Genomic DNA, 26,268 nt, shown 5'->3' with positions numbered 1-26,268 from the left:
CGGGTTATGCATTCAGCTTGTCCGGCAGGGCATTGGCCCAGGCGCTGATCGTGCCGGCGCCCAGACAGACCACCATATCACCGGGTTTCGCCTCATCCCGGACCAGATCAATCAGATCCTCTTCGCAGGAAATCGCACGGGCGTGGCGGTGGCCGTGACGCACGAGGCCCGCCACCAGATCGTCACGGGACGCGCCGATAATCGGCTCTTCACCCGCGGCAAAGACATCCGCAATACCAACCACATCCGCTTCGTTGAAACAGGCGCAGAAATCTTCGAACAGATCATGAAGCCGCGTGTAGCGGTGCGGCTGATGCACCGCGATGACCCGCCCTTCGCTGGCCTGACGGGCCGCTTTCAGGACGGCGGCGATTTCCACCGGATGGTGACCGTAATCGTCGATAATGGTGACCCCGTTCACCTCTCCTACCTTGGTAAAGCGCCGGTTCACGCCCCCAAAGGCCGCGAGAGCTGCGCGGATTTCATCTCGTTTCATGCCCAGATGGCGGGCCACGGCCACGGCGGACAGGGCGTTTGACACGTTATGATCGCCGGGCATCGGCAGGGTGCAGCCTTCGATCCGGCTGCCTTCGGAATGCAGTTCGATGTCGAAATGCGCAATGCCACCTTTGTAATGCAGGTTCACGGCCCGCACATCAGCCTGCGCGTTGAACCCATAGGTCACAACCCGGCGGTCGGTGACTTTGCCCACCAGCGCCTGCACCTCGGGGTGATCGGTGCAACAGACCGCCAGCCCGTAGAACGGAATGTTGGACACAAATTCCAGAAAGCCCCGGCGCAGCGTATCGAAATCACCCCAGTGCTCCATATGCTCCGGGTCGATATTGGTGACGATGGCAATGGTCGCGGGCAGGCGGTTGAAGGTCCCGTCACTTTCATCGGCCTCAACCACCATCCATTCGCCCTGCCCCATGCGGGCGTTGGATCCATAGGCATGGATGATGCCGCCATTGATCACCGTGGGGTCGATATGGCCATGAACCAGAAGCTCGGCCACCATGGTGGTGGTTGTGGTTTTGCCGTGGGTTCCAGCCACCGCAATATTGGATTTCAAGCGCATCAGCTCGGCCAGCATCTCAGCCCGGCGCACCACTGGCAGGCCACGGGCACGGGCGGTATCCAGTTCGGGATTGCCCGGTTTGATGGCCGAAGAAATCACCACCACCTCGGCATGTTCCAGATTTTCAGCTTTCTGTCCGATAAAGACCTCAGCCCCCAGATCCTCCAGCCGCTTGGTGATCTTGGTTGATTTCAGGTCCGACCCCTGCACCCGATAACCATGATTGAGCAAGACCTCGGCAATGCCCGACATGCCGATACCGCCGATACCGACGAAGTGAATTGCACCCATTTCGGTGGGCAGTTTGGTAGCGGCTGCGTTCATTGTGTTTGTCCTGTAAGCGTTTCAACCAGCGCGACAAGGCGTGCAGTGGCATCGGGAATTCCCTGCGAAAGCGCGGCGCGCGCCATTTGGCTGGCGCCCTCGGGGTGTTCCAATACATTGGCAATCTGGACCGAAAGAAGACCCGGATCCAGTTTGCTTTCGGGGATGAGGATCGCCGCCTGCGCATCCACCAGCCCGCGCGCATTGGCGGTCTGGTGATCTTCGGTGGCATGGGGATAGGGGATCAGGATCGACGGGCGCCCGATGACCGAAATATCTGCTACCGAGGAGGCGCCCGCCCGGCTGATCACAAGCTGCGCTTCGGACATGCGGCGGGGAATATCGGTGAAGAACGGCTGCACATCGGCGCGGATACCATGTTCGTTGTAAAAGGCGACCACCCGGTCATGATCTTCGTCCCGCGCCTGGTGGCTGACCGAGACATGCCGGAGCAGGTGCCCCGGCAAAGCGGCAATCGCAGCCGGGACAGTGTCCGACAATGCCCGCGCGCCCTGACTTCCGCCCATGACCAGGATCGACATCGGGTAATCGCCAGGCGCGATATAAGGCGCGCCAGCGCGTTCCAGAACCGCAGCACGCACCGGGTTTCCCGTGTGCTGCGCCCCTGCCCCCTCGGGCAAAGCGGTGGGCCATGTGCCGCAGGCAACCACGTCCACCCGAGTGGCAAAGCGTTTGTTCACCCGCCCGAGAACGCCGTTCTGTTCATGGATCATCCGCGGCAGGCCCAGCATCCAGGCGGCCCCGATCGCGGGAATGGAGGGATAGCCGCCAAAGCCCACCACGGCCGCTGGGCGATCGCGCCGCAGACGCAGGGCCATGGACAGAACGCCCCCGGCAATTTTCAACGGCACCAGTGCTTTTGCCACGATACCGCCACGTGCGAATGTGGCCGAGCTGACCTCCTCCACCTCAACCACATGGGGAAATCCGCCTGTATAGCGGGCGCCGCGGGCGTCCGTGGACAGCTTGACCCGCCATCCTTTGCGCAACATGGCTTCAGCCAGGGCCTGCGCGGGAAACATATGCCCCCCGGTCCCTCCGGCGGCGATCACAAGAAGAGGATGCGTGTCTGACATGTTTTCGGCCTGCTCAGTGACGGTGGTTAAAGACATCCTGCATCCGGCCCTGCGGCCGTGTGCGGGTGAAAGCCAGGAGCATACCCAAAGCCACGCCGCCTGCAATAAGCGATGATCCGCCGTAGCTCACGAAGGGCAAAGTCATGCCTTTGGCCGGCAGAAGGCGCACTGCGACCCCCATATTGATCAGCGCCTGAACCCCGAAGATCGAGGCAAGCCCAGCCCCCGCCAGACGGATGAACGTATCGCGTTCCTGAATGAGCCGCATAAAGCTGCGCACCACGATGGTGGCGTAAAGCGCGATAATGACCAGCACCAGAAGAAGGCCGTATTCCTCGGCCGCGACCGCGATGATGAAATCCGTATGGGCATCCGGCAGGGACCATTTCACCTGCCCCTCGCCCACGCCCACGCCAAAGAACCCGCCTTCGCGGATGGCATTGGTGGCATAGCCCAGCTGGGTGGTCGGATCGACCTCCGGGTTCAGGAACCCATCGATGCGGCGGGCAACATGTTCGGAGTTGTTATAAGCGACGCTCATGCCCAGCACTGTCAGCCCCACGAGAGAAACCAGCACCAGAATGGGCGCGCCGGCGAGGAAATACATCACCCCCCAGGCAAAGGCGATCAGCGCGGTCTGGCCATAATCCGGTTGGGTGACCAGAAAGGCGACAATCACCATCAACAGCCCCAGTGACATTGCCTTTCCCGGCGGTCCGTTCAATTCGTAACTGGCGGCCATCAGCCAGGCGGCCACGATCACGAAACCGGGCTTGAGAAACTCGGACGGCTGTATCGAGGCAAAGCCCAGCGAATACCAGCGCACCGCCCCTTTGCCAAAATCCGTGCCCAGCACCGGCAACATCATCACCGCAACCATGGCAAAGGCGAACCCGATCACCCCCAGACGGCGCACCATTGTCGGGCTCATCATCGTGGTGGCAAACATCGCAACCAGCGCCACAACCCCGAACACCAATTGCCGTTCGACATAGTGGAAATGATCCAGCCCGTTGCGCTCGGCCAGCGGCGGAGATGCGGCCAGCCCCAACAGGATGCCCAGACCAAACAGCGCCAGAACACAGGTCACGGACCACCGATCCACTGTCCGCCACCAACGGGGAAGAATTGGGTCGCCATCCCGCTTCGGGATCGCACCATATACCATTTCAGTCATGATCGCCGCCTGTCACTGCTTTAAAAACCGCTCGTTCTCTTTTGATTTCCCCGGCTTTTTATTGACTTCAGGCTCTGCGGCCCAACCGGAGGTCCCCGTCTACTTGCGGAGGATTGTGAAAATCATAGCGCAGATTTCCCTTTGCTGCCAGCACTTTATCTGGCTTTCGCCATGCCATGCGCAAAGATCCGCGCGCGCGGTTCAGGACGGGGTAGAGCCGCGAACCTGTGCTTCGCGCCACAAGATCACCCCACCTGCCGCAATCACGACCCCCGCACCGATCAGGGTCTGCAGACTGGGCAGTTCCGAAAAGAACAGATAGCCAAACAGGATTGCAAAGATCATCGACGAATAGTCAAAAGGCGCAATCGTCGATGCATCCGCATATTTATAAGCGGTGGTCAAAAGCGCCTGCCCCACGGCTCCAAGACATCCCGCACCAAACAGAACGGCCCATTGCGGGCCGGTGGGCCAGAGCCACCCGAAGGGAAGCGTCAAAAGCGCCGCCGCCGATGCGGTCAAAGCTGCATAGAGAACAACCGTCGATGGATGATCCCGCCCGACAAGGCTGCGCACGAAGATCTTGGCAGCTGCCATGAAACAGGCCGCGCCCAGGGCCAGCATCGCCCCCAGGCTGCGCTGCGCTGCTGCCTCATCGCTGGCGCCTGCCACCCCGCCCAGCTGGGGCCAGAGGATCACCAGCACGCCGATCAGCCCCGCCACCACTGCACTCACCCGAATAAGCCGCACCCGCTCTTTCAAAAAGATCACCGCAAAAATTGTGGTCAGGATCGGGGCAAAGAAGAAAAGCGCCGTGGCTTCGGGCAGGGGCAAGTAGGAGATGGCGGCAAAGGTCAGGCTCATTGCGCAGGCCCCCATCAGGCCCCGCATCAGATTGCCGCGCAGGTTTTCCGTCTTCAGCACAACATGCAGCCGCCCCTGCCCTCCGATCCAGACAAGCAGAAAAGGGATCGACAGAAACGCGCGGAAAAACACAACTTCGGTCGGCGGCAGCGCCCCCTCCAGCGTCTTGATCAGGCTTTGCATCGACAGGATGAAACCCACGGAGGCGAGTTTAAGAAAAAGACCAAAACCTTGTGACATGTGTTTGCCTAAAGCTGTTTGGGTGGTGGGCGCGCTTCACCACAGAGAAACCCATCAACCTGACCTCAATTGCCTTAGCGCCCGTTCCGGGGCCGGGCAAGGCCTTTGAAATGCGAACGGGCGCCCGAAGGCGCCCGCTGTGTTGATTTCATAACCGGTCAGGAGATCATCGTCAGCAGCGTATCAAGCGACTGCTTTGCGTCGCCATAGAACATGCGCGTGTTCTCTTTGAAGAACAGCGGGTTCTCGATGCCGGAATACCCGGTACCCTGCCCACGCTTCGAGACAAACACCTGTTTGGCTTTCCAGCATTCCAGAACCGGCATCCCCGCGATCGGGCTGTTCGGATCTTCCTGGGCAGCCGGGTTCACGATGTCATTTGACCCGATCACGATGGCCACATCCGTTTCCGGGAAGTCATCATTGATCTCGTCCATTTCCAGCACGATGTCATAAGGCACCTTGGCCTCTGCCAGGAGCACGTTCATATGCCCGGGCAGACGACCCGCAACCGGGTGAATGGCAAAGCGAACGTTCTTGCCCTTGGCGCGCAGGCGACGGGTCAGTTCCGCCACGTTCTGCTGGGCTTGTGCCACAGCCATACCGTAGCCGGGAATGATCACAACGCTATCGGCATCTTCCAGCGCAGCGGCCACGCCGTCTGCGTCGATGGCGATCTGTTCGCCCTCGATCTCCATCGCCGGACCGGTGGTGCCACCGAAACCGCCCAGGATCACCGAAATGAAGGACCGGTTCATCGCCTTACACATGATGTAGGACAGGATCGCACCGGACGACCCGACCAGAGCGCCGACCACGATCAGAAGGTCATTGCCCAGCGAGAAGCCGATCGCGGCCGCGGCCCAGCCTGAGTAGCTGTTCAGCATCGACACAACCACCGGCATGTCCGCACCACCGATCCCCATGATCAGGTGGTAACCGATGAAGAAGGCCGCCAGCGTCATGATGATCAGCGGCAGGATGCCACCGGAATTGAAATACCAGACAAGACAGACCAGCGACAGGATCGCAGCCCCGGCATTGAGCGCATGCCCACCGGGCAGCTTTTCGGCGGCCGAGGTCACTTTGCCCGCCAGCTTGCCATAGGCAATTACAGATCCCGTAAAGGTCACGGCACCAATGAAGACCCCCAGAAACAGCTCAACCCGCAGGATGTTCTGTTCAACGATGTCCTTCTTGGCAATGAGCGCCGCAAACCCTTCGAGGCCTTTCTTGGCGGCCTCCTCCATGCCCAGCACATTGACCAGTTCGATATGCGCATTGAAGCCCACAAACACTGCGGCCAGACCCACCAGAGAGTGCATCGCGGCCACAAGCTGCGGCATCTCGGTCATCTGCACGCGCTGTGCCACATAGGTGCCGATCACGCCGCCAATGGCGATCAGGATGATCGACAGCCACCAAAAGCCCGCACCGGGACCGATAAGCGTGGCAAACACCGCCAGCGCCATGCCGACAATGCCATACCATACCGCGCGCTTTGCGCTTTCCTGTCCCGACAGACCGCCAAGGGAGAGGATGAACAGAACTGCTGCAACAACATATGCAGCCGTGGTGAAACCAAATTCCATGATCCCTACCCCCTTAAGATTTCTGGAACATGGCGAGCATGCGCCGTGTCACAAGGAAGCCGCCGAAAATGTTGATCCCGGCCATGAAGACCGAAAGCGCGGCAAGGATGACCACCAGGGCCGAGCTTGTGCCGATCTGCATCAGCGCCCCCAGGATGATGATCGACGAGATCGCATTGGTCACCGCCATCAGCGGTGTGTGCAGCGAATGCGCCACATTCCAGATCACCTGGAAACCTACGAACACGGCCAGAACAAACACGATGAAGTGCTGCATGAAGCTGGCCGGCGCCACAAGACCAACCCCAAGAAGGAGTGCGCCACCAACAGCCAGAAGCGTGACCTGATTTTTGGTTTGCTGTTTGAATTCAGCAACTTCCAGCGCTCTCTTCTCTTCCGGCGTCAGTTCCGGAACCACCTCTTTCGGCTTGGCGGCAATCGCCTGCACCTTGGGCGGCGGTGGCGGGAAGGTGATCTCACCCTCAAAGGTCACGGTTGCACCGCGGATCACGTCATCTTCCATATCGTGGTTGATCTGCCCGTCCTTTTCGGGGGTCAGGTCAGCCATCATGTGGCGGATGTTGTTGGCGTAAAGCGATGAGGATTGCGTGGCCATGCGCGAGGGGAAATCGGTATAGCCGACGATCGTCACACCATTGTCGGTGACAATCTTCTCGTCCATCACGGTGCCTTCGGCGTTGCCGCCCTTCTCGGCTGCAAGGTCAACGATCACCGAGCCGGGTTTCATCGCCTTGATCATATCCTCAAGCCACAGCTTGGGCGCTTCGCGGTTCGGAATAAGCGCGGTGGTGATCACGATGTCCACCTCGGGCGCCAGTTCGCGGAACTTGGCCAATTGCGCTTCGCGGAACTCGGGGCTCGACACCGATGCATAGCCACCGGAGGCCGCACCATCCTGCTGTTCTTCTTCGAAATCGAGATAGACGAACTCCGCCCCCATCGATTCAACCTGTTCGGCCACTTCCGGGCGAACGTCGAACGCATAGGTGATTGCCCCCAACGAGGTCGAGGTGCCGATTGCGGCCAGACCAGCCACACCGGCACCCACAACCAGAACCTTGGCGGGCGGAACCTTACCGGCAGCGGTCACCTGACCGGTGAAGAAACGGCCAAAGTTGTTGCCCGCCTCGATCACCGCGCGATAGCCCGCGATATTCGCCATGGATGACAGCGCGTCCATTTTCTGGGCACGCGAAATACGTGGAACCATCTCCATCGCAATCACATTGGCACCAGATTTTTTCGCCTTTTCCATCCCATCTTCGTTTCCGCCGGGATTGAAGAAGGAGATCAGCGTCTTGTCCTTGGTGAGACGCTTCAGTTCCGTATCATTCGGCTGGCGCACTTTGGCGATGATATCGGCCTCTTTCCAGAGGCTTGCCGCGGTTTTGGCAATCTCTACACCAGCCTCCCTGTAAAGCTCATCTGAAAACCCGGCAGCAAGCCCTGCCTTGGTTTCAATCAGGCATTCATAGCCGAGCTTCTGCAGCATTCTGGCGCTTTCGGGGGTCATCGCGACCCGGTTTTCGCCCTCAAATATTTCCTTGGGAACACCAATCTTCACGTGTCTTTTCCTCTTCTCCCATCTTAGGGATGGCCATCCGATCCATGCCGCCGGACATCCCTGTTATTCATGCAATCTACGCTGTAATCCTGGCAAAGATACGCAGACGCAGCGTAACATCCTAACGTTTTTTGCCGCGCTGCGACAATTTTGTTTCAAAAACCTATCAGATCCAGCGGCGAACCTTTCTGCTCCATTCCTCAAATTCAGCCCCGTAAAGCGCCCGCAACCCGGCCTCTTCTCCTTCGATAAATCTTTTGTTTATCAAAAAGATAAACAGGGGAACAAAGAGGATGGCAGGAGCGATGTTCCACCATAGAACTGCCCCCAGCAACACCAGAGCATCCCCCAGATAGATCGGGTTACGAGAGAAACGGTAAATGCCGCGCCGCAGAAATGCCGTTGGGGTTGCGCGTGGCATGATGGTTGTGCGCGCGCGAAGAAACTCCCACATGGCACATAACATCAAACCAATCCCAAGCATGACGAACACCGCCCCCAGTTCCGGGATTACCAATGGGCCAAACCCGACTTCCGGCAAAGCAAGATGCAACGCATAGGTCCCGGCCAGCAGGCCCAACAACCACACGGGCGGGAGATCAAGCAGTTGCATCGTACATTTCACGACTCTTTTCAGCGAATTTCCGACCATTAGTAACATTTCCGAAAGGTTTAGCAATCGCTTCTGTTCGTCCCCCCTCTCCGGCGCGCGCCAATGCGTTGCTTTTCCCTTCGGAGGTTTAACTGCGGGGAGCGATAAAGGTCCCGTTTCTGAGGTCAGACATGGCCTGGCGAAGCTCGTCTTTGGTGTTCATCACAATCGGGCCGTGCCAGGCCACCGGCTCGCGGATCGGCGCCCCCGCCACCAGAAGAAACCGCAGCCCGTCAGGACCAGCCTGCACCCGGACCTCATCACCTGCGCCGAACCGGACCACGGTACGATTTCCGGACAGATCCCGGATATTCACTTCACGCCCCCCCACTTCCTTTTCAAGCAGAACCCCTTGGGGGGCAGCGGCATCTGCGAAAGCTCCGGCCCCCTCAAACACATAGGCAAAGGCCTGACGGCGGGTATCAATCGGCAGGGATTTCGTGACACCGGCGGGGATGGATACATCAAGGTAAAGCGGGTCAGCGGCAATCCCGTCTACCGGGCCAGTGCGCCCCCAGAAATTGCCCACAACAACCCGCACCACCGTGCCATCATCTTCTTCAATCACCGGGATTTCGGCGGCGGGCACGTCCTGATAGTTGGGGGTGGTCATTTTCAGCTCTCTGGGAAGATTGGCCCAGAGCTGAAACCCATGCATCTGCCCTTGCGGGTTGGCGCTCGGCATTTCCTGATGCATGATGCCCGACCCGGCTGTCATCCATTGGATGTCACCCGCCCCGAGGCGTCCCTTGTTGCCCAGGCTGTCTTCGTGTTCGACCTCTCCCGCCAGCACATAGGTGATGGTCTCAATGCCGCGATGGGGGTGCCAGGGGAAACCCTGCCCGTAAAGCGCAGGATCATCCGAACGGAAATCGTCGAAGAGCAGAAACGGGTCAAAGGATTTCGGATCATGAAACCCAAAAGCCCGATGCAGATGAACGCCTGCGCCTTCAAGCGTAGGCTGGGCGATATTTTGGGACAGAACAGGGCGAAGTGACATGGAAACCTCCTTGATCAGGCTGTGTCCATGATATGGGGTGGCCCGGTCACTTCGCAATTGCGCACAAATGCTCACCCAAAATACAGAAAAGCACAGATCCCGGCCTTGCTGATGGTCCGCTTATGGGTTGCAGTTTTCGTTCTCAAAACAGATCTTGGGTCCGTTCCGAGGCTTTGTCACAACCAGATCCGTCATGTTGCGTGAGAAGATGCCAGTCCAGTCCCCCGAAAAAATCGGCAGATAAACTGCGTTCGTCTCCACAATCACCAGAAACTCCCCCAGATACATCAACGGGATCGCCTCTCTGTACCGTTCCTGAATGTCCGTTGTCGTCAGTTCCGGCACACTTGCGGCTGGATAGGATTTGGACCAGACTTTTCTCAGAACCCGGCTTTGCTTGCCACAGGCGCGGCGACATTTAACCTCAGTCACCCTGATCCAGGCCCCCGGGTTGTTGTTTGTCAGATAGCGAAACAGCTTGTGGTAGCCCTGCAAATCCGCTTCGGTCACATTGTCATCACGCGAAATCAGATCGGAAATGGCGTAGTTTGCTTTCAGGGTCAGACTTTTTTCACGGAAGACATCAAAAAAGGTAAACCCGATCATGAAGACGGTGAACACGAGCGGGATGAGGATGACAGATTCAACGGTAATCGAACCATCATGCCGCGCCAGAAAAGACCGCAGGTGATATTGAACCGGTTTTTTCATCATTTCGGCTCCGCAACGTAAGTGGACCAGGACGACATGACCGACCCACCCGACGCATCCCGCGGCAAGTCCAGAACGAAGGGGGTTGGTGCAAAGAACGGGTCCATCACCAGGCAGGCCCGCACCAGGGTTGGCACCTTGTCAGCGCCCGGGGTAAACCGCAGATCCGCCGGATCAACACCATTCACACGGTCACGGCAGGCGATCTTGCCCGTGGGCAGTTTCCAGGAACTGTCAAGGGCGCGCACGTCAATCGACAGATCGGTTGTGCAGGTGGGGAAATAGATCATTTCGCTGCACATTCTGCGCTTCATCTCTTCGGGTGTCGCCGGCAGCATGGTTCCGAGGCGCAAAGACCGTATGCTCAGATCCAGCGCACGTTCCAAAAGAACGGTGCGAAAGGTGAAGAACCCGATTTCAAACGCGGTGAAGAAAATTGTCATGAACAACGGGAAAAAGATCACGAACTCAATGGTCGCGTTGCCGTTTTCCCGTTTCAGACGCCGTTTCAAACCTTTGCACCAAGCCATCATCACTCTCCCGAAACCTTCACCCGGATCATTGTGTCAATCGCAGACGGGAAATGTCCTGCCCGATTGCGGAAAAGGCTTGTTCCAATCCGGAACCATCAACCTTGAAATAATATCCGGCCCCCGAGGAGCATCTTTGCAGAACGCTGCCCCCATCGCTGCCCCCGGCTGTCTCAAGCTCAATCGTATAGACCTTGATTCCCTGGATTTTTGCCGCGTCACATTGGTCCAACAGCAATTGATCCACCGCTTTGTCAGGATCCGCATTCGACAGGCTGGTTCGCGGGGTGCTCAGGAAACTGAACTGATCAAAATACTTGGTCGTAAACCCTGCTTTCCAGAACTCTTCATAACGCAGTTGCACGGCAGAACCCGGTTCATCCTGGTCCCAGCAGTAATTGTAATATCCACTGGACCAGCTGTATCGCGTTTCGCAGGCGCGGTAAGACCCACTGCCATAAGGATGATCAGCGGTGCGCGGGGCGGATGCCGGCACATTGCGCCAGTGATACAGACCCGTCTTTGCATCATAGATCGACATGATACTTTGATGAGACAGATTGTCATAAGACTGAGAGTTGTTTCGCCAGAACGGGGAGGGACCTGTGCGCCGCCCGTCTTTCAGACGACGATAGGAGGAGTTCAACCCATCCGTCATCAACACAACAATCTTGGATGTCTCAACAATCGAAGGGTCATAGGGGCGGCTGGCAAAACCCGAATAGACGATGTTGTCGTCAATCAATCCCTGCACAACGCTGTTCGCATCTTTCATCAAAAGCGCAACACCCCATTTCATCCCGATATGGATTGCGGTTCCGCCAAGCGCATCCAGCGCCTCGATATCCTGAACCAGATCCTCTGCGGAATCCTCAAGCGGGGCGATTTCCCGCCACGGCGCCGTGAAACAGCTCCACCAAGTGTCTTTGGATGTGGCCGCAGCTCCGGACGGTTCAACCCACCCGTTGGGGTCCACCCAACTGCGATAGGTCAGACCGTAATACTTGGCAGCCTGACGCAAAGGAGAGCTCGGATCGATCCCGGCAATAGAAAAATCGCCGTCCATGAAGGTCGCGCAATGGCTGTCATCCTGCTGATCCAAAAGATTATACCGTTTCAACAGGTCCTTTCCGACCGACACCTGCGAAGCGTAAGGCACAAGCGAGATCGAGGTGTTCTTTTCCGTGTAAGTACAATTGGTTGAGGTGCTGGTGTCTTCCGGATTGCACAGCAGCTGGTTGGAAAATTTCTTTGCCGCCTGCTTCAACTCGTAAAGCTTCGTATTGCCGCTGGCGGACGGGTCTCCCATTGATCCTGAAACATCAACAACAAGCGAAACCTCAAGATGTTTCACAGCTTGTCGGGCACCACTGACGGCAACGGCATCCAGCCCCTTAAAGTCAATCAATTGCAGCAACAATGGCTCGACATGCATTTTTGCCTTCGCGCTGACCTCACTATGGGTTGCACTGGCATCCACCACGATATCCGCAGGATCAATGTAGTTCCCCAACCCGGCGGAATCGAAATAGGATTTCACAACCGCCGCACGATCTGTGGTCTGATCGGGATGGGCACCGGCCAGGATGGCACGATCCAGGGTGGCCTGAAGGCGGGTGCGCTGCGCTTCGTAATGCATGAAATCCACGCCAAGCCCGGCGATGATCAGCATGCCCACGATCATGAACAGCATGAAAACGACAAGCGCGCCATCTTCTTCCCGCTGGAAGCGCAGGACATGATCAACAAGCTTCGAACCGATACGCGTTTTATTCGAACCGATACGCGTTTTACGAGTTTTCCATTCTGCAAATCGCATCATGAAATCCCCTTTCCTCAATACAAACAGGCCAAATTGGTCCCGACAAAATCGCCGACACCAACGCCACCCAAACCCTACTTGGAGAGAGTTAACCTTATCCTTGTGGCGAAATTAGGGCATTCTCATTCTTCAAACTGGCCCAAACGCACCTAAACAAGCATTTGTTTCCACTCACTTTCTTGTTTCCCATAGGTCAATGATAGCCGTTCACATTTCTCATTTTCGGGATGTGTTGTTAACCAAAGCAGCCTAGGTTGTGCGTGAAAGTGACGCAGGGTGCGATTCGCCCTGCGTGTGTCACCGGTCAGCAGTCAGGAGCATCAAATGACCCGAACACAAGAACCTTCATTCCGTGAATCCGTGGATATCATGTTCGACCGTGCGGTCGAGATCATGGACCTCCCCCCCGGACTGAAGGAAAAAATCCGTGTGTGTAACGCCACATATACCGTGCGGTTCGGCGTGCGGTTGCGCGGCGAAATCCGCACCTTTGTTGGGTATCGCGCCGTGCATTCCGAACATATGGAACCGGTGAAAGGGGGCATCCGTTACGCCAGTGCCGTGAACCAGGACGAGGTCGAAGCCTTGGCCGCCCTGATGACCTATAAATGCGCGCTGGTCGAAACGCCTTTTGGCGGTTCAAAAGGCGGGCTGTGCATTGATCCGCGCGAATATGAAGAGCATGAGCTGGAGCTGATCACCCGTCGGTTTGCCTATGAACTGGCCAAACGCGACCTGATCAACCCCTCGCAAAACGTTCCCGCCCCCGATATGGGCACCGGCGAACGCGAAATGGCTTGGATCGCGGACCAATATGCCCGCATGAACACCACCGACATCAACGCCAAGGCCTGTGTCACCGGGAAACCCACCCATGCGGGCGGGATCTCGGGCCGGGTCGAAGCAACCGGGCGTGGGGTCCAATACGCGCTGAGAGAGTTCTTCCGTCACGAGAAAGACAAGGCAATGGCCGGCCTGTCCGGTAAGCTTGAAGGGAAGCGGGTGATCGTCCAGGGCCTTGGCAATGTGGGCTATCACGCAGCCAAATTCCTGTCAGAGGAAGATCACGCCCTGATCACCGGCATCATTGAACGCGACGGCGCGCTGGTCGACGAGAACGGGCTGGATGTGGAAGCGGTGCGCAACTGGATCGGCGCCAATGGCGGGGTGTCCGGTTTCCCGGACGCGACCTATGTCGAAAACGGGCGTGCAGTGCTGGAAAATGAGTGTGATATTCTGATCCCGGCGGCCCTGGAAGCTGTGATCGATCTGACCAACGCCGATCGGATCAAGGCACCGCTGATCATCGAAGCGGCCAACGGCCCCCTCACCGCTGGCGCCGATGATATCCTTCGTGAAAAGGGCTGTGTGATCATCCCCGACATGTATGCCAACGCAGGCGGCGTGACCGTTTCCTATTTCGAGTGGGTCAAGAACCTCAGCCATATCCGGTTCGGCCGGATGCAGCGTCGCCAGGAAGAGGCACGTCACCAGCTTGTGATCGACGAGCTGGAGCGGCTTGACCGCTACCTGGGGGACGCCTGGTCAATGACGCCGGAGTTCAAAGAGAAATATCTGCGCGGCGCAGATGAGCTCGAACTTGTGCGCTCGGGGCTGGATGACACGATGCGCACCGCCTATCAGGCCATGCGGGACGTGTGGCATTCACGTGACGATGTGCCCGATCTGCGCATGGCCGCCTATCTGGTGGCGATTGACCGGATCTCCAAAAGCTATCGCGCCAAGGGCCTCTGAGCTTTTATCGCCAATAAAAAGAAAAGGCCGCGCAATATGCGTGGCCTTTTTTACCGAAGATACAGACGCCAAAGGGTGGATTACTTGCGTAAACGATCCGCCTGCGCTGCATCCTGAATGGCCCAGTATTGCAACGCATCACGGATCCCTTCCGCAGCCTGCGACCGCCATTTCGCCGAGGTCATCCGCTCAAGATCCTTAGGCGAAGACATGAAGCCAAGCTCCAGCAACACCGACGGAATGTCCGGTGCTTTCAAAACCGAAAACCCTGCCTCCATCCGGGGGGTTTTGTAAATCGATCCCGTTGCGGAATGGATGCCTTCAACCAGCGCATCAGCCAAGGCGCTCGAACGGGGGGTGGTTTCCCGGCGCGCCAGATCCATCAGCACAAGCGCCACCTCATCATCCTGTTCCCGCAGGTCCACCCCGGCCAGCAGGTCCCCCCGATCATGACGTTCCGCCAGTTTCTGAGACGCGAGATCCGTGGCTTCTTTGGACAGGGTATAGACCGTGGCACCGGTGGCACGCCCCTGTGCCAAAGCATCCGCATGCAGCGAGATGAACACATCAGCCCCGGCATGGCGGGCAATGGTCACACGTTCCTCCAATGAAACGAAGCTGTTGTCATCACGGGTCAGCACAACATCAAACCCACCTGCCCGACGCAGAACGTCCCGCAACTCACGCGCAAATGTCAGCACCAGATCCGCCTCAACCACGCCATCGCGTTCCGCGCCCGGATCAATTCCCCCATGACCGGGGTCCAGAATCACCCGCAACGCGGCTTGCCCACGCTGGTGGGGTTTGCCGACAACATCGCCGGATCCCGAAGCAAACGCAGGACGGGTAGCGCCCAGATCCGGTGCCCCGGCGGTCTGCGCAAATTCCTCGTCCGAGACCGGCACGAGACGCAGGTGCAATCGAGCGCCCTGATCGCCCGTCGTCATTTGTGATGTCTTGATTTTCAGCGGCTCTGCCAGATCCAGCACAAGCCGCGCCCATCCCGGTCGATACAACCCGGCCCGCAAATCCGAGATCCGGTCGCTTTCATAAAGCACCGCCTCGCGGTCAAGCCCGGTCCAGTCCAGCTCTGAAAAATCAATCACCAGACGCCGGGGTTGTGTCAGCGTGAAAACGCGCCAGGGAACGGCGCGCGTCATGTCAATCCGAAGCTCAAGGCTGCGCCAGTTTGCCTCCAACGTCACCCCATCGCCCGCCAAACGGGCCAGCGCGGACAGTTTCCCTGCTTGGCCCGGTGTCGACTGCCCCTCTGCCAGCGCAGGAGAGAGCAGCAGACCGAAACAGACCACAAGACAGTTGAAAAAGCGGGTGAAACGACAAATTGAACGCAAGGGGCTGCTCCGTTCAGGATTGGGGCCGAGGGGTGGGATTGGGCGATCATAGCAAACCGCCCTCCCCTGAACACCCGTTTTGCCCCGGCTCACGGGCGCCGGGTTATTGGGGCACCGCGTTATTGGGGGCAACGTGTTATTGGACGGAGTTATTGGGCGGACCGGATGTCCGAGACAAAAGCCTCCATCTGCGCCAGCGGCATATACCCGCGCGCCAGCTGTTCCCCCATCACGAAGGCAGGCGTTCCGGTGATCTGCAGACGGCGCGCAAGGGCGTGGTTCTCACCAAGGATTTCATCAACACGATCCGCCGTCATCCCCTTTGCAATCGCTTTGCCATCCAGCCCGAGATCATCCGCCAGTGCGATCAGATTGCCAATGCTGGCCGATCCCCGCAGAGTGATCAGCGCCGGGTGCAGTTTTGCATATGCATCCTCACCAAACAGAAGTTGCGCCGAGATCGCAAACCGCGACGAGTTCAGGCTGTCTTCGCCCAGGATCGGGTATTCTTTCAGGATCAGGCGGATGCCCTTGTCCTTCTCCAATAGTTCGGTGACCTCGTCATAGGCCTTGCGGCAATAGCCACAACGGTAATCAACAAATTCGACAATCGTCACATCCCCGTCGGGATTGCCAGCCACATGCGAATAGCCATCGTTGAACAGCGCCTCTGCATTGACCCGCACCAAGGCCAGATCATCCATCGCGGCCTGCGCTGCCTGACGCTCTTCCAGAACGCTGACCGCTTCCATGATCACTTCGGGGTTTTCCAGCAGATAAGCCCGCACCTCATTGCGAAACGCTTCTCGCTCGGCCTCGCTCATGTTGCTCAGATCAATTGCTGCGGCAGGCAAGGCGGTGCCAATCATCAAAGCGGTGCTCAGAAGGGTGAGTTTAGCGCGGGAAAAACGTTTCATGGGGTTCTCGTTCCGAAAAAGACAAATCCCTTTCGACATATGCGATTGCAGCCGATGCGCCAAGCCTGATCCGATCAAACCCGCGCGAGGTCGCGCGGCAGATGGTCCCAGCCTGCCCCCTTCATCCCTTACCGCAGGTTGACTTTACGCCATTTGCGCGGCACCTGTCCGGCAAACCGGATCAGAATTCGAGGATCGACATGCGCAAATCTACCCGCGGCCAGGTGGCCCCCTTTATCGTGATGGACGTCATGGAAGCCGCCCGCGCCGCCGAAGCCGCCGGGCGCCATATCATCCATATGGAAGTGGGCCAGCCGTCAACGCCCGCGCCGCGTGCGGCCCGTGAGGCATTGCTGCGCGAGATGGAAAAAGACGCGCTAGGATACACCGTGTCGCTGGGGCTTCCAGAACTTCGGGAAGGCATCGCAAAGCTTTATAAAGATTGGTATAATCTTGACCTGAACCCTGCGCGCGTGGTGATCACACCGGGCAGCTCAGGGGCATTTATCCTTGCCTTTTCCGCCTTGTTTGATGCGGGCGACAAAGTGGGGCTGGGTGAACCCGGTTACCCGTCTTATCGGCAGATCCTCAAGGCCATGAGCATCGAAGCTGTCGGGCTGCAGACTGCCCCCGAAAACCGTTATCAACCGGTCCCATCGGACATTCCCGAAGGCCTTCAGGGCATGTTGACCGCCTCCCCCGCCAACCCCTCTGGCACGATGCTGGACCATGGTGCGCTTGAGGCGTTGATCGGGAAATGTCACGCGCAGGGCACCAGCTTCATCTCGGACGAGATCTATCACGGGCTGCAATATGGCGGTCGTGCGATTTCGGCACTGGAAGTGTCCGACGACATTTACGTGATCAACTCTTTCTCGAAATATTTCTCGATGACCGGTTGGCGCGTAGGGTGGATGGTCGTGCCCGAGGATCACATCCGCCACGTTGAACGTATCGCACAGAATATGTTTATCTGCGCCCCTCATCCCAGTCAGGTGGCGGCAATTGCGGCACTGAAATCACGTGAGGAGTTGGACGCAAACCTAGATACTTACGCAATAAATCGCCAAATTCTGACGGAAGAACTCCCCAAGATCGGATTTGGCAAATTTGCACCGGCGGATGGTGCGTTTTACATCTATTGCGATGTCAGTGAACATACCAACGACAGCCGGGCCTTTGCCGCTGAAATTCTGGAGAAGGCTGGCGTCGCAGTCACGCCCGGTTTGGATTTCGACCCGCGCCGGGGCGCTCAGACCCTGCGCTTTTCATATGCCCGCTCGACGGCGGATATCAAAGAAGGGGTGGCACGTCTGGCAACGTTCATGGCCGAGCGAAAGGCAGACACCTAAAGCGTTTCGGTTTCAACCTGACACAGGGCAAAACCGAAACGCGGCAAGAGATATCAATGTCGTGGGCGTTTCGGAATAAACATGTATCTCAAGTTTATCCCGAAACGCTTTAACCCGTCACCGCCCCGGAACCGACAGAAGATTGGACCGGCAGTCTGGGGCGGCTGGTAGGACAGCAGACGCGTCAGAAAACGGGGAAAGACAAAACACATCCGGCGCTTCAGGCCGACAGGGCTTTTCCAAAAACACGCCCCAGTCGGCTGACCCCGTCCAGATATTGCTGATAGCTGGTCGCATTGGCTTTGACCCCATCCAGCCCATCCAGAAGGGTCCTGGCCATTTCGCTCGCCGGGACATCCAGCACCACACGCCCCAGCGCGGCCTGATCTTCGAACCAATCCGCCAGCACCGAGGAGAGGCGCACCATACCTTCGGCCACCTCCTCCTCGGCAGCGGAGGTTTTCACTTCCATCATCTCATGCCCATGAGGCGAATTGAACAGGGCTTCCATCCCCGCCCCCCCCTTGGCCAGCAACGCGGCAACCAGCGTATCCGTCACCGCACGCGAGGGATCGCGCAGCAGCTCTCTGCGCAGATCACAGACGGCCTGGGCGAAAAACACCACAACAAGACGGCGAAACAGGTCCTGTTTGTTGCGAAAGTGAAGGTAAAGCGCCGCCCGCGACATGCCAGCGGTCTTGGCGATATCCTCCATCGACGAGCGGCGAAACCCATATAGCCGGAACACCTCCAGCGCGGCCATCAGAATGGCCATCTGCTTGTCATCGACGGGTATATCCGCAGGGGTTTCGGGCATGTTCTGGCTTTCAATCCGGCAAGAGGTCTGAAGCGCCAATCTGACATTTTCGTCAAATTTTGTCAATTGACTTACTGACACTTTAGGCTCATTTTGTCATTACGCAATTACTCGCTGCGGAGGATCCCGATGTCTCAGCCCACGACCCGAACCCTTGTTATCAACAACACCCCTCATCAGGTCACTTTGCCCGGTGACGTGCCCCTTTTATGGGTGTTGCGCGATGAACTTGGCCTGACCGGAACGAAATACGGCTGTGGTGTTGCGGCCTGTGGCGCCTGCACCGTGCATATTGACGGCGAAGCGGTGCGCTCTTGCCAGGTGCTGCTGGAGGATATCGACGGGCCGGTGACCACAATCGAAGGGATCGGAACACCAGAGGCGCTCAGTGCCCTGCAAGAGGCGTGGGTGCACAACCAGGTGGCACAATGTGGGTATTGCCAATCGGGACAGATCATGCAGGCGGCCGCCCTTCTGGCAGAAAACCCTGCCCCGACAGATGACGACATCAACGACGCGATGTCCGGCAACCTGTGTCGCTGCGGCACCTATCCCCGGATCCGGGCCGCCATCCATGATGCGGCCAGAATGATGGAGGTTTCCTGACATGGGCAAATTGAAGACTTTCACCCGACGCGCCTTTCTCGTCACCTCAACCGCCGTGGTGGGGGGCGTTGCCTTCGGGGCGTATCAATTGGCCAAGACCCCGGACAGTCCCTTGCCGGAAGGGGACGGCGCATTGAACCCATGGGTGGTGATCAATCAAGACGGGGTGAGCGCAGTGGTGCCGCATTCCGAAATGGGCCAAGGCGTGATGACCACGCTTGCCGCAATGGTCGCGGAAGAGCTGGATGTGGATCTGGACGCCGTGACGGTCCTGCACGGCCCCGCAGCCCAGGCCTATTACAACAGCGCATTGGCAACTGATCGCCACTACAAAGCAAGCCAGGACCCTGCCCCCAATGGCTGGGCGGCCTCGCTCACACAGGCCTTTCCGAAACTTCTGTCGCTACAGATCACCGGCGGATCGACCTCCGCACTGGACGGAATGCAACAGATGCGCATGGCGGGGGCCTCTGCCCGCGCCACATTGCTCATGGCAGCGTCGCAGCAATTGAATATCGGGCTGGATCGTCTGCGCACCGAAGACGGCCATGTGATTGCGCCGGATGGCACACGCCTCAGCTATTCAGAGCTGGCCCCGCATGCCGCCACGCTTGACCCGGAACAGACCCCGCGCCTGAAATCCCCGTCCGAATGGCGCTATCTGGGCAAAAGCCAGCCGCGCAAGGATCAACCACTGAAAGCAACCGGCACCGCGACATTTGGCATGGATGTCCGCCTGCCCGGCATGAGGTTTGCCTCCGTTCGCATGTCCCCTCGGCTGGGGGGTGAGATGATCTCTTTTGACGCCAGCACTGCTGAAACCATGCCGGGGGTCGAGAAAGTGGTCGATCTGGGCACTGGTGTGGCGGTGATTGCACGCAACACATGGCTTGCGATCGAGGCTGTGAATGCAATTGACGTCACCTGGGGAGATGCCCCCTACCCCCCTGAAAACAATGCGATTTTTGAAAAGATCAAGACCGCTTTCGATCAGCCCGCCAACTGCACCTTGCGCGATGAAGGGAACGCCGATATCGCCTTTGCGGGTGATGCCCTGACCGCGGAATATCGCGTGCCATATCTGGCCCATGCGACGATGGAACCGATGAACTCCACCGCGCTTTACACCGATGGCAAGCTAGAGGTCTGGTCCCCCAACCAAGCCCCGGTTCTGGTGCGCGACACATGCGCAGCCGCGGCCGGGCTGGAGGCCGAGAATGTTGAAGTGCACACCACCTTTCTTGGTGGCGGGTTTGGCCGGCGCGCCATGGTGGATTTTGCCGAGATCGCCACGCGGGTCGCCCTGGCCCTGCCCGGCACCCCGGTGCAGACCACCTGGTCGCGCGAAGAAGACATGCGCCATGATCACTATCGCCCCGGAGCCATCGCCCGGATGCGCGGAGTTCTGGAGAACGGCCGGATTGCTGCGCTGGACGGTCAGATGGCCGCACCGTCGATCATGAAACAGCTTCTGACCAACATGCTCGGGTTCGAAATGAACCCATCGGACAACACCCTCACCGAAGGGGCGCATGACCAGCCCTATGACATTCCCAATCAGCGGTTCAGAGGATACGCGGCGGATGTTGCGATCCCGGTCGGGTTCTGGCGCTCGGTCGGCTCCAGTCAGAACGTTTTTTTCCACGAGAGCTTTATCGACGAACTGGCCCATGAGGCAGCTGTGGACCCGCTGGACTTCCGCCTGCGCCACATCCGCCCCCAGCACGCCCCCTCCGCTACGGTTCTGGAGACCGTGCGCGACATGTCCGGCTGGACCGGCAAGACTGCGGACAATATCGGGCGCGGCGTGGCATTTGGGTTTACCTTCGGCACCGCGGTGGCCCAGGTGGTGGAAGTGGAACGCGATGCAGAGGGGCTGATCCGCCTGAACGACATGTGGATCGCAGCAGATCTTGGCACGGTGCTTGATCCGCTCAACGCAGAAGCCCAACTGACCGGCGGGGCCGTTTTCGGCCTGTCAGCGGCCATCCACGGACAGATCACCTTTTCCGACGGGATGGCTGAACAGGAAAACTTTCCGGATTATGACGCGCTGCGCATGGGGGTCACGCCCCGGTTTCATGTCAAGCTTTTGCAAAACATGGAGCGGATGGGCGGGGTTGGCGAACCGGGCACCCCCCCGGCCGCGCCTGCGCTGGCCAATGCGCTGTTTGACCTGACCGGCACCCGCGCACGCCATCTGCCCCTGGTGGAGCAGTTCCAGTTTTACAGCTGAACTGCTGCCCTCCACCGGATTGTTTCCAAATGGGAGATCTTTAGAAACACGCGGTTTCCTCACAAAAAATCGCAGCTTTACCGTAGTTTGCGCCAATTTTGCCTAAATTTCGGCTGAATTGTCCGAAAAATGGGAACAATCGAGGGGTTTGTCCGTGAAACAGCCCCCAATTGACGGCTGAGCATACACAAAATGGCAACGTATACGGTAGAGTTCTATGATACGGACCCGCTGTTCATTCTTGGACAGACGGTTGGGGCCACCGTGTCCTGGTCCGGTTCAGCCACCGCTGCCGGTGTTGCCATCATCACTGACAATGAAGCCGGCATCGAAGGACTGACACTTGACGGTGACGATGGTGGCGGAGAGACGGCCACAGCAGATGTCACCCTTGGCACGGGCAGTTCAACCGCAGCATTGGTTGAAGCCGAAGAAATGTGGACGCTGCGCGACACCGTCACCGGCGAGGAATTTCAGGTTGCCACCTTCCACGTCCTGTCCGGGGGCGCCGCAGGATATTACACCCTGTCCGAAGTGCCGCTTGTGCCGGGACGCTCTTACGAAGTGGTGGAGTTTGACAGTTCGCCCGATGTCACCTCTGGTGATATTGCCTTTACCTATTCCGACCAATTCCTGGGGGATGATCTGGTTGACGGCACCAGCGGGAATGATGTCATCGACGCAGGCTATGTGGGCGACCCGGAAGGCGACACCATTGACGATGGGCACGGGTCCGGCCCCTCCGGCCAGGGCGACGAGGTTGAGGCAGGCGGTGGAAATGACACCGTTCTCGCCGGCGATGGCGATGATCTGATCTATGGGGATTTCGGCCACCCCGATACCCCCCTTGCCGCAGAAGAGGTGCTCGACTGGACAGATCAGGGCACGCAAGGCACCGATCTGACCGGGGGATTTACCCAAAACACAGGCGAGATTGATGTCACGATCGGGTTTTCCGATCCGGGCAACAACGCCACAACCTTCACGGTTGAAACCGGAAATACCCAATATGTTGGTTCTGACGGATACGACACCAACTCAGCCGGCCGCCTATATGGAAACGGCGATGCGGAAACGGCGGTCCTGACCGTTGATTTTGCGGCGGCCACCGGGGCGAATGTCACCGGAGAAGTTTCTGACGTTTCCTTCCGCATCAACGACCTTGACGCGGTTGCGGGCAACCATATCGACCAGGTCACAATCACCGCCTTTGATGCGGATGGGAACCCGGTGGCGGTCAACCTTACCGCGGGCAGCGGCATTCTGGTTAGCGGCAACACCGCAACGGGCAACGGCAGCTATGACACCTTCAATCCGGAAGGCTCGCTATTGGTCGAGATCCCCGGTCCGGTGTCACAGATCGTCATTTCCTATGCGAATGGCGATACGGTCACCCATGCGGTCGACATTACCGACATTCACTTCACGCCGATCCCGATCTCCGGCAATGACAGCCTGAGCGGCGGGACGGGCAATGACACAATCTATGGGGAAGATGGGGATGACACGCTGGTCGGGGATGCCGGTCAGGACCACCTGTATGGTGGGGATGGCGCAGACGAATTCTCTGTGGGCGCAGGCGATGTGGCCGAGGGCGGGGCGCACTCTGATATCTTCAACCTCGACCTGACCGCCGCACTGGATGGCTCTGGCCCAACGATTACCGTGGATGGCGGCGAAGACGCAGATGACAGCGATATCGATACGCTCGACCTCAAGGGGCTGGTCAATGACTGGTCTGATGTGGTGTTCGATCCGGGTAATGCCGAAAACGGCACCGCCACCCTGACCGATGGCACGGTGGTCACTTTTTCCAATATCGAAAACCTGATCATCTGCTTTACCCGCGGCACCCGGATTGAAACCCCCTATGGCCCCCGCCCGGTTCAGGATCTGCGCCCCGGTGATCTGATCATCACCCGTGACAACGGGGTGCAGCCCCTGCGCTGGATTGGATCCAAGACCGTAAAGGGACAGGGGGATCTTGCCCCAGTTCGCTTTGCCAAGGGGGCCTTTGGCAACAGCCGCGCCCTGCTGGTCAGTCCGCAACACAGGATGCTCTACCGTGGGGCAGATGCAAATTTGTTATTTGACCAGAGCGAAGTCATGATCCCCGCCAAGCACCTGATCAACGGGCGCACGATCTTTCAAGAAGACCGCCACGAGGTGACGTATTATCACCTGCTCTTCGATCAGCATGAGGTGGTGTATAGCGAAGGCGCCGCAAGTGAGAGCTTTCACCCCGGCCTTCAGGGCCTGGCCGCGATCAGTCCCGCGGCGCGCGAGGAGTTGTTTACCTTGTTCCCAGAGCTGCGTTCAGCACCAAACAGCTATGGCCAAACCGCGCGCATGGTCTTGCGCCATCACGAGGCCCGCACACTGAACCTGGTGGCGTGATCGGTTGAATTCGCTTCAAATCCGAAACAAAAAGCGCCGCGAAACACTGATAATTCGCAAAATTTTCAGTCTTTTTTTCCTTCTCACACCCAATCTTAAGCCGCAACAGGCAAGCTGCCGAAATCTGCGCGTATGGTGGGGGAACCTATGGCAACGGGGTATCTGGTACAACTTGGTGATGGTTCACTGGACAGTGGCGACACAATCGTCGGCCCCACGACCAGTTTTAACGTCGATACAATCCTTGGCAGCGGAAGCTGGACCTGGAGCGGCACATATGGCGGCACCTCCTATACCAATGAAACCGAGACGGGGACATATTATCTGGGCTCGGATGGGAATGTCTATTTCACCTCGGACTATGGGCCGGTTGATACAATTTCATCCGCATCCGTCATCTCTGCTCCAAGCTATTCCACAACGGATGACGTGCTGACCGGAGGGGATGGCGCGGATGTCATCGACACAAATTTCACCGATGAAGACGGGGAAAAGGTCGACGGGGGGGACGGCGCCGCCGGGGACAATGCAGATGTGGTTGATGCGGGAGCAGGCGACGATTACGTGGACGCCGGTTACGGCGACGATACGATCTATGGCGGCACAGGATCCGACACGATCCAGGGGGGCGATGGCAACGACAGCATTTATGGCGATGACGACCTCTCTGCTGACGCGCCTGATCCGATCACGATCAACGAAGGCAATTTCGCCGACACCACCAATGGGTATACGGTCACCGCGCAGAATGTTGTTGGCGGGTCGCTGACCACCGCGAGCAGCAGCAACATTGCCACCTATTCCGGCGGCGGGTTCGGCGCAAGCGGCACCGTCTCTGACAGCGACAGCTCGGTCACCTCGCAAATCGGCTATGACCTTGCTTCGGGCCTGTCCGAAAACGTGACGGTCACACTCGATGGGGAGGCAAGTGAAGCAAGCTTCAGCTTTGCCAATCTCTACACCTCAACCTATGCAGAAGCCGGTCATTGGGCGATCTACAATGATGGTGTTCTGGTTGCGGAAGGCGACTTCACCGAACAGGGCGCGGGCACGGGAAGTGGCACGGTGGACATCTCCGGCCATGGGAATTTTGACCAGATTGTCTTTACCGCCCTTCCCCAGACAGATGGAACGGATGGATCGGACTATCACCTGACCTCGGTCAGTTTCACCCCGGTCCCGGTCGACCCGATCGCCGGGAATGACAGCCTTTCAGGTGGCGCTGGCAATGATTTTATCGATGGCAACGGAGGGGATGACACGCTGATCGGCGGGTCGGGGTCGGACACGCTTCATGGAGGAGACGGAGAGGATCTGATCCATGTCGGGGCGGGCGACACCGCTTCGGGTGGGACCGGGTCAGACCGGTTTGAACTGGACCCGACGGATGCGCTGGATGGTTCCGGCCCGACCATCACCCTGGATGGCGGCGAAGACGGCGACAACAGCGATATCGACGTGCTGGACCTGAACGGCCTGGTCAATGACTGGTCCGACGTTGTGATCAGTGAAACAGACCCGGAGGCCGGCACCGCCACATTGTCGGATGGCACCGTGGTGACCTTCACGAATTTCGAACAGATTATCATATGTTTTGCAGGCAGTACGCAGATTGAAACCCCTTTCGGGCCGCGCCCCGTTCAGGATCTGCGCCCGGGGGATCTGATCATCACCCGTGACAATGGGTTGCAGCCCCTGCTCTGGGTCGGGAAGAGCCATGTCGCAGCCCAAGGCAGGCTGGCCCCCATTCGCTTTTGCAAAGGCGCGATCGGAAATTCCCGCCCGCTTCTTGTCAGCCCACAGCACCGGATCTTGTTGAAGTCCTCCAAGGCAACCCTTCTGTTTGACACGCCCGAAGTCCTTGTTCCGGCCTGTCACATGGTCAATGGCAAAACCATCTACCGGGAGGAGACATCAGAGGTGACCTATTATCACCTTCTGTTTGATCAGCACGAAGTGATCTATTCCGAAGGTGTCCCGACCGAGAGTTTTCACCCGGCCTGGCCCACACTTGGTGGGCTGGACACCCCAACAAGGGAGGAGGTGCTTGCCCTGTTTCCCGCGCTACGCTGCTCAAACACCGGCTATGGCAAGACAGCCCGCAGCGTGCTGCGCCGCTATGAAACGCGCCTATTGCTGGCGGGGTGACGCTCCCAAACGG

Annotated in this window: 20 protein-coding genes; 6 read left to right on the top strand and 14 right to left on the bottom strand. The window is 58.4% G+C overall.

What is annotated here, in order from left to right; translation table 11 throughout:
* Window positions 1-4 precede the first annotated feature (4 nt).
* The 11 genes from murC to K3J57_RS05435 form a co-directional block, all read right to left on the bottom strand.
* On the bottom strand, window positions 5-1,405 hold the full coding sequence (gene murC / locus K3J57_RS05485) for a UDP-N-acetylmuramate--L-alanine ligase (protein WP_259797405.1): 1,401 nt from the start codon (window positions 1,403-1,405) through the stop codon (window positions 5-7).
* Window positions 1,402-2,538 carry a UDP-N-acetylglucosamine--N-acetylmuramyl-(pentapeptide) pyrophosphoryl-undecaprenol N-acetylglucosamine transferase gene (locus K3J57_RS05480; protein WP_259786636.1) on the bottom strand — a complete coding sequence of 379 codons (1,137 nt, stop codon included), beginning with the start codon at window positions 2,536-2,538 and terminating at the stop codon, window positions 1,402-1,404. The genes murC and K3J57_RS05480 overlap by 4 nt, the downstream gene beginning before the upstream one ends.
* Entirely contained in the window at window positions 2,516-3,679 is a 1,164-nt protein-coding gene (ftsW, locus tag K3J57_RS05475; protein WP_259777113.1) for a putative lipid II flippase FtsW, read from the bottom strand. Before ftsW ends, K3J57_RS05480 begins: the two co-directional genes overlap by 23 nt.
* A 201-nt stretch (window positions 3,680-3,880) precedes the next feature.
* On the bottom strand, window positions 3,881-4,783 hold the full coding sequence (locus K3J57_RS05470) for a DMT family transporter (RefSeq protein ID WP_259794348.1): 903 nt from the start codon (window positions 4,781-4,783) through the stop codon (window positions 3,881-3,883).
* A gap of 158 nt (window positions 4,784-4,941) precedes the next feature.
* Window positions 4,942-6,375 (bottom strand): NAD(P)(+) transhydrogenase (Re/Si-specific) subunit beta, encoded by a 1,434-nt coding sequence (locus K3J57_RS05465; protein ID WP_173487209.1) that lies wholly within the window; start codon window positions 6,373-6,375, stop codon window positions 4,942-4,944.
* A 13-nt stretch (window positions 6,376-6,388) separates the two neighbouring features.
* Entirely contained in the window at window positions 6,389-7,960 is a 1,572-nt protein-coding gene (locus K3J57_RS05460; protein WP_259777110.1) for a Re/Si-specific NAD(P)(+) transhydrogenase subunit alpha, read from the bottom strand.
* 166 nt (window positions 7,961-8,126) lie between these two features.
* Window positions 8,127-8,573, bottom strand: a complete 447-nt coding sequence (locus K3J57_RS05455) for a methyltransferase family protein (protein ID WP_259797404.1) — start codon at window positions 8,571-8,573, stop codon at window positions 8,127-8,129.
* Between the two features lie 127 nt (window positions 8,574-8,700).
* Complete coding sequence (locus tag K3J57_RS05450; RefSeq protein WP_259797402.1) at window positions 8,701-9,612, bottom strand: pirin family protein; 912 nt, start codon at window positions 9,610-9,612, stop codon at window positions 8,701-8,703.
* Between the two features lie 120 nt (window positions 9,613-9,732).
* Window positions 9,733-10,326, bottom strand: a complete 594-nt coding sequence (locus K3J57_RS05445; RefSeq protein WP_259774755.1) for a TadE/TadG family type IV pilus assembly protein — start codon at window positions 10,324-10,326, stop codon at window positions 9,733-9,735.
* The gene (locus K3J57_RS05440) at window positions 10,323-10,856 is read right to left on the bottom strand and encodes a TadE/TadG family type IV pilus assembly protein (RefSeq protein ID WP_259797399.1); all 534 of its coding nucleotides are present in this window, start codon (window positions 10,854-10,856) and stop codon (window positions 10,323-10,325) included. Before K3J57_RS05440 ends, K3J57_RS05445 begins: the two co-directional genes overlap by 4 nt.
* Before the next feature lie 25 nt (window positions 10,857-10,881).
* Entirely contained in the window at window positions 10,882-12,675 is a 1,794-nt protein-coding gene (locus K3J57_RS05435) for a TadE/TadG family type IV pilus assembly protein (RefSeq protein WP_259794344.1), read from the bottom strand.
* A gap of 324 nt (window positions 12,676-12,999) precedes the next feature.
* Between K3J57_RS05435 and K3J57_RS05430 the strand changes: the two genes are divergently transcribed.
* Entirely contained in the window at window positions 13,000-14,430 is a 1,431-nt protein-coding gene (locus tag K3J57_RS05430; protein ID WP_259774757.1) for a Glu/Leu/Phe/Val family dehydrogenase, read from the top strand.
* A gap of 80 nt (window positions 14,431-14,510) precedes the next feature.
* On the opposite strand, the gene K3J57_RS05425 is transcribed toward K3J57_RS05430, so the two are convergent.
* Window positions 14,511-15,782 (bottom strand): N-acetylmuramoyl-L-alanine amidase, encoded by a 1,272-nt coding sequence (locus tag K3J57_RS05425; RefSeq protein ID WP_259797396.1) that lies wholly within the window; start codon window positions 15,780-15,782, stop codon window positions 14,511-14,513.
* A gap of 149 nt (window positions 15,783-15,931) precedes the next feature.
* Window positions 15,932-16,699: a DsbA family protein gene (locus K3J57_RS05420; protein WP_259786626.1), complete on the bottom strand. Its 768-nt coding sequence runs from the start codon at window positions 16,697-16,699 to the stop codon at window positions 15,932-15,934.
* 200 nt (window positions 16,700-16,899) lie between these two features.
* Between K3J57_RS05420 and K3J57_RS05415 the strand changes: the two genes are divergently transcribed.
* Window positions 16,900-18,051, top strand: a complete 1,152-nt coding sequence (locus K3J57_RS05415) for a pyridoxal phosphate-dependent aminotransferase (RefSeq protein WP_259786625.1) — start codon at window positions 16,900-16,902, stop codon at window positions 18,049-18,051.
* 220 nt (window positions 18,052-18,271) lie between these two features.
* Here the strand turns inward: K3J57_RS05415 and K3J57_RS05410 are convergent, their stop codons facing one another.
* A complete protein-coding gene (locus tag K3J57_RS05410; RefSeq protein WP_259797393.1) occupies window positions 18,272-18,868 on the bottom strand; it encodes a TetR/AcrR family transcriptional regulator in 597 nt (198 codons plus the stop codon).
* 129 nt (window positions 18,869-18,997) lie between these two features.
* Between K3J57_RS05410 and K3J57_RS05405 the strand changes: the two genes are divergently transcribed.
* The 4 genes from K3J57_RS05405 (at window position 18,998) to K3J57_RS05385 (ending at window position 26,255) form a co-directional block, all read left to right on the top strand.
* Window positions 18,998-19,474, top strand: coding sequence for a (2Fe-2S)-binding protein (locus tag K3J57_RS05405; RefSeq protein ID WP_259797390.1), 477 nt, complete (start codon window positions 18,998-19,000; stop codon window positions 19,472-19,474).
* 1 nt (window position 19,475) lies between these two features.
* Window positions 19,476-21,710 carry a xanthine dehydrogenase family protein molybdopterin-binding subunit gene (locus tag K3J57_RS05400; RefSeq protein ID WP_259797387.1) on the top strand — a complete coding sequence of 745 codons (2,235 nt, stop codon included), beginning with the start codon at window positions 19,476-19,478 and terminating at the stop codon, window positions 21,708-21,710.
* A gap of 192 nt (window positions 21,711-21,902) precedes the next feature.
* On the top strand, window positions 21,903-24,107 hold the full coding sequence (locus K3J57_RS16035) for a Hint domain-containing protein (protein WP_311196499.1): 2,205 nt from the start codon (window positions 21,903-21,905) through the stop codon (window positions 24,105-24,107).
* 147 nt (window positions 24,108-24,254) lie between these two features.
* Window positions 24,255-26,255, top strand: coding sequence for a Hint domain-containing protein (locus K3J57_RS05385; protein ID WP_259797383.1), 2,001 nt, complete (start codon window positions 24,255-24,257; stop codon window positions 26,253-26,255).
* The last annotated feature ends 13 nt before the right edge of the window (window positions 26,256-26,268 follow it).

The sequence above is a fragment of the Aliiroseovarius crassostreae genome, assembly GCF_025137635.1.
GTDB lineage: Bacteria > Pseudomonadota > Alphaproteobacteria > Rhodobacterales > Rhodobacteraceae > Aliiroseovarius > Aliiroseovarius crassostreae.
The sequence above is the reverse complement of the archived record's forward strand: the minus strand, read 5'-3'. Positions and strand labels throughout refer to the sequence as shown.